Here is a 4,650-nt window from a genome sequence, read left to right on the forward strand (position 1 = left end):
CGCCAGAGCCCAGCGGCATGGCGCTCAAGCTCCTGACGATCGTCCAGAAACATGGCCTTCAGATCCTGACCTGAGTCCGAGCGCTTCCGCCGCGGCCAGATCCTCTGGCGTGTTGACGTTGAGGAACGGGTCCACCGGCTCGACCGGCCAGGACGCCACCGCTGCGCCATGGCGGTCGATGAAGGCGCCGACGCGGCGCTCGCCGCGCCCCAGATAGTCCCGCAGGTCGTCGCGCAGAATCGTTGGCCAGTGGGCGATCGTGAAGTGCCGCCGCGCGCCCGAGGCAGCCAGGGCAATGCCCGATTCAGGGCCGGCCGCGCATAGCCGCGCCACCAGATCCTCCGGCAGGAAGGGCGCGTCGCCCGACACGCTCACCACCCGCGCCATCCCATGTCCTGCGGCGTGTTCCAGCCCGGCGAGGATGCCGGCGAGCGGGCCCGGCTGATCCGGCAGCGGATCCGGCAGGACCGGCCCGGGAAACCCGGAAAACCGGGCCGGGTCGCCGTTGGCGCTGAGGGCGAGCCCCGCCCCGCATTGCGGCCCGAGCCGTTCGACCACCCGCTCCAGCAGGGTCCGCCCGTCGAGGCGCAGCAGCGGCTTGTCGCCCCCGCCCATCCGCCGCGCCTGCCCGCCGGCCAGGATCAGGCCCAGGACCGAAGGGGCGGGCACGGTCTCACTCGAAGACGATCTTCGGCGCCGTCCGCCCGGCCGGCGCACCGGACAGGTTCGCCCAGAGCTGGGCGGCGATCTCCCGATAGACCTTCGCGTGCGGCCCGTCCGGGTCGGTGGCCACCACCGGCCGGCCGGAATCCGAGGTCTCCCGGATGGTCATGTCGAGGGGCACCTCGCCGAGGAACGGCACGCCGAGACGCTGCGCCTCGATGCGCGCGCCGCCATGTCCGAAGATGTGCGAGGCGTGGCCGCAATTCGGGCAGACGAAGGTCGCCATGTTCTCGATCACGCCGAGGATCGGCACCGCGACCTTCTTGAACATGGTGACGCCGCGCCGGGCATCGATCAGCGCGAGGTCCTGGGGTGTGGAGACGATCACGGCGCCCGAGAGCGGCGTCGCCTGCGCCATGGTGAGCTGCGCGTCACCGGTACCGGGCGGCATGTCGACGAGGAGCACGTCGAGCTCGCCCCAGAGCACGTCCCGCAGCATCTGGGTGATGGCCGACTGGACCATCGGGCCGCGCCAGATCATGGCCGTCTCGGGCTCGATCAGGAAGCCGATCGACATGACCTTGAGCCCATAGCCGACCATCGGCTCCATGGCCTTGTTGTCCACGACGGTGGGCTTGCCCGAGAGGCCGAACAGCTTGGGCACCGACGGGCCGTAGATGTCGGCGTCGAGGAGGCCGACCTTCAGCCCCTGGGCCTGGAGCGCCAGGGCGAGGTTGCAGGCGGTGGTGGACTTGCCGACGCCGCCCTTGCCGGAGGCCACCGCCACGATGTGGCGCACGCCCGCGATCTGCGGACCCTGGTTCGGCGGCGCGCCGGGCCGCGGCGGTGCGACCGGCGGCGGCGTCACGGGACGCGGGGCGGCGCTGCTCTGCGCGGGATGGCTCTGGCTCCGCTCGGAGGTGAGGCTCGCGAACACGCCCGAGACGCCCGGCATCTGCAGGACGCGCCCTTCCGCCTGCCGCCGCACCGGCTCGAACCGCTCGGCCTCGCTGGGATCGACCAGGATCGAGAACATCACCCGGTTGTTCGGATCGACCACGACCTGGGAGAGCCGGCCGGAGCCCGGCAGGGTGGTGCCGGCGGCATCGACGGTGACGCTGGCGAGCGCCTTCAGCACGTCGTCGCGGGTAATCGCCAAGATGTCCTCCAGCGGGCAAACAAGTATGCCCGTGCATGTAACCGAGCGGGCCGAGAACACCAGACCCCGCGTCCTCAATCGACGACCGGCCCGATCGCCTGCGCCCCGACGCCCGTCCCGGCCGGATCGGCCCCACGCCGCTCCGCGGTCGTCTTCGGTCGTCTTCGGTCATCGCGGTCGAGCGATGAGGTTACAGTCTTCCATGGGTCCGCGCACCACGGTTCCGTCGCCGCGCCGATAGACGCCGTGACGCAGGCGGCGGCAGCCGAGGGGGCCACGCAGGCGCTTCACGCGCTCGATATGGACGCTGCCATAGCGCCGGTGCGAGAAGTCATGCCCGCCGATGCGCACGCCCGGGCCGAAGCGCACCTCGGCCGCGGCCGGCCGCAGGCTGAGGCCGAGCGTGACCAGCACCAGCGGCACCGCCGCACGGACGATCATCCGAACGCGTTTCATCCGAACCTCCGTCACCGCACGGGCAAGCTGAACCAACGGGAGATTGATCCGTTGTCGGGGCAGCCTTCGGCGGCCCCCCTCTCGGAGAGGCCCGCCGGGACCGACACGACGCGTAGGAGACCATTTTCATGCATCAGGGCAACCACCGCGACCACGAAGGCGCGAAGAAGCTGTTCGAGCTCATCAAGGACGTGAAGATCGCCATGATGACCACCGTCGATTCCGACGGCACGCTCAACAGCCGCCCGATGTGGAACAACGATGCCGACGAGAACGGCGACCTGTGGTTCTTCACCAAGCTGCACTCGCCCAAGACGACGGAGATCAGCCGCGACAACCAGATCAACCTCGCCTATTCCGACCCGTCGAGCCAGAACTACGTCTCGGTGGCCGGCAAGGCCGAGATCGTCCGCGATCAGGCGATCATCGACGCCAAGTGGAATGAGAGCCTGAAGACGTGGTTCCCCAACGGCAAGAATGATCCCGAGGTGGCGCTGATCCGCGTCCATCCGGAGAAGGGCGAGTACTGGGACAGCCCCAACAGCACGATGCTGCACCTCTACGGCTACGTGAAGGCCTCCCTCACCGGCGAGAGCCCCAAGACCGAGACCAAGAAGGTCGACCTCGCCTGAGGATCGGTCTTCAGGACAGGCGTTCGCACGGGCGGTTTCCGGGAGGAGGCCGCCCGTCTTCTTGACGGGCGCGGGCTCGGCATGCGCTCTGCGCCATCGAAGCGCGGCAGAGTGCGAAAAGAATGCTCGATCTGGCGAAGCGGGTCTACGATCACAGTTTCCGCATCGACCCGATCGTGCGGTCGCTGCTCGACACCGATTTCTACAAGCTGCTGATGGCGCAGACGATCCTGCGCCGGCACCCCGCGATCGAGACCACCTTCGGCATCACCAACCGCACGCGGCGCATCCGCATCGCCGACGAGGTCGATGCCGGCCTGCTGCGCGAACAGCTCGATCATGCCCGGACGTTGCGGCTGAGCAAGAGCGAGATCACCTGGCTGCGCGGCAACGTGTTCCGCGGCCAGGGGCGCATCCTCGGGCCGGAATTCGTGGCGTGGTTCGAGACCTTCCGGCTCCCCGACTACGAGCTCGCCGTCCATGACGGCCAGTACGAGCTGACCTTCCACGGTCCCTGGATCGAGACCACGATGTGGGAGGTCCCGGCGCTCGCGATCCTCAACGAGCTGCGGGCGCGCGCCGTGCTGCGGGGCCTCGGCAAGCTCGACCTTCAGGTGCTCTACGCCCGGGCCATGACCCGGGTCTGGGAGAAGATCGAGCGGCTTCAGAAGCTGCCGGACCTGTCGGTGGCGGATTTCGGCACGCGCCGCCGCCACGGCTTCCTCTGGCAGGACTGGTGCGTGCAGGCCATGGCCGAGGGCTTGGGCGGCGCGTTCCTCGGCACCTCGAACTGCCTGATCGCCGCGCGGCAGGAGGTCGAGCCGGTGGGCACCAACGCCCACGAGTTGCCGATGGTCTACGCCGCCCTCGCCGAGGACGACGGGGCGCTCGCCGCCGCGCCCTATGCGGTGCTGGCCGACTGGCAGGAGGATTACGGCGGCAACCTGCTGGTGATCCTGCCCGACACCTACGGGACCACCGGATTCCTGGCCAATGCTCCCGACTGGGTCAGCGACTGGACCGGCATCCGCATCGATTCGAAGGATCCGATCGAGGGCGGCGAGGAGGTGATCCGGTTCTGGCAGGCGCGCGGGCACGATCCGCGGGACAAGCTCGCGATCTTCTCCGACGGGCTCGACATCGACGAGATCGAGCGCATCCACGCCCGGTTCCACGGGCGCATGCGCATCGGCTACGGCTGGGGCACGCTGCTCACCAACGATTTCCGCGGCCTCCTGCCGGACGGCAAGCTCGATCCGGTCTCCATCGTCTGCAAGGTCACGGAGGCGAAGGGCCGACCCACCGTGAAACTCTCCGACAATCCCACCAAGGCGCAGGGCCCGGCCGACGAGGTCGCCCGCTACCGGCGGGTCTTCGGCGTGGGCGAGCAGGAGGCGCTGCCGGTGCTGGTCTGAGAGCGGTGTCAGACCGGGCGCGATGAAACGCCCCGGCTGACCGGACACAATCGAATTCATTATCATGTCGACCAACCGGAGCCGCCGGGAGCGGCCCTGCCTGGGAGAACGCCATGTCGATGAATCGCCGCTCGCTCATCGGGGCCGCGGGGCTCGCCCTCGCGACGCCCGCGCTGCAGGCCGGAGAGGCCGCCGAGGCGGCAAAGCCCGCCGCCAAGACGCCGCCGCCGCACGTCACGAAGATCCTCGCCCAATGGATCCTGGGGTCGTCCTACGACACGCTGCCCGATCCGGTCCGCCGCGAGAGCGTGCGCAGCGTCCTCAA

5 protein-coding genes and 1 pseudogene are annotated in these 4,650 nt (G+C 69.3%); 3 read left to right on the plus strand and 3 right to left on the minus strand.

Features of this window, described 5'->3' with window-relative positions; translation table 11 throughout:
• Positions 1 to 24: 24 nt before the first annotated feature.
• The 3 genes from mobA to I53_RS15675 form a co-directional block, all read right to left on the minus strand.
• The gene (mobA, locus tag I53_RS15665; protein WP_083936069.1) at positions 25 to 669 is read right to left on the minus strand and encodes a molybdenum cofactor guanylyltransferase MobA; all 645 of its coding nucleotides are present in this window, start codon (positions 667 to 669) and stop codon (positions 25 to 27) included.
• Between the two features lie 4 nt (positions 670 to 673).
• Positions 674 to 1,822, minus strand: a complete 1,149-nt coding sequence (gene apbC / locus I53_RS15670) for an iron-sulfur cluster carrier protein ApbC (protein WP_043352298.1) — start codon at positions 1,820 to 1,822, stop codon at positions 674 to 676.
• A gap of 168 nt (positions 1,823 to 1,990) precedes the next feature.
• Positions 1,991 to 2,263, minus strand: a complete 273-nt coding sequence (locus I53_RS15675) for a hypothetical protein (RefSeq protein WP_043352300.1) — start codon at positions 2,261 to 2,263, stop codon at positions 1,991 to 1,993.
• 143 nt (positions 2,264 to 2,406) lie between these two features.
• Between I53_RS15675 and I53_RS15680 the strand changes: the two genes are divergently transcribed.
• The 3 genes and pseudogenes from I53_RS15680 to I53_RS15690 form a co-directional block, all read left to right on the plus strand.
• Positions 2,407 to 2,910, plus strand: a complete 504-nt coding sequence (locus I53_RS15680) for a pyridoxamine 5'-phosphate oxidase family protein (RefSeq protein ID WP_043352302.1) — start codon at positions 2,407 to 2,409, stop codon at positions 2,908 to 2,910.
• Positions 2,911 to 3,032: 122 nt separating this feature from the next.
• Complete coding sequence (gene pncB, locus I53_RS15685; RefSeq protein WP_043352305.1) at positions 3,033 to 4,325, plus strand: nicotinate phosphoribosyltransferase; 1,293 nt, start codon at positions 3,033 to 3,035, stop codon at positions 4,323 to 4,325.
• 113 nt (positions 4,326 to 4,438) lie between these two features.
• A pseudogene (locus I53_RS15690) lies at positions 4,439 to 4,650 on the plus strand (MmgE/PrpD family protein); the annotation flags it as partial.

This window comes from Methylobacterium sp. B1, from assembly GCF_000333255.1.
Taxonomy (GTDB): domain Bacteria; phylum Pseudomonadota; class Alphaproteobacteria; order Rhizobiales; family Beijerinckiaceae; genus Methylobacterium; species Methylobacterium fujisawaense.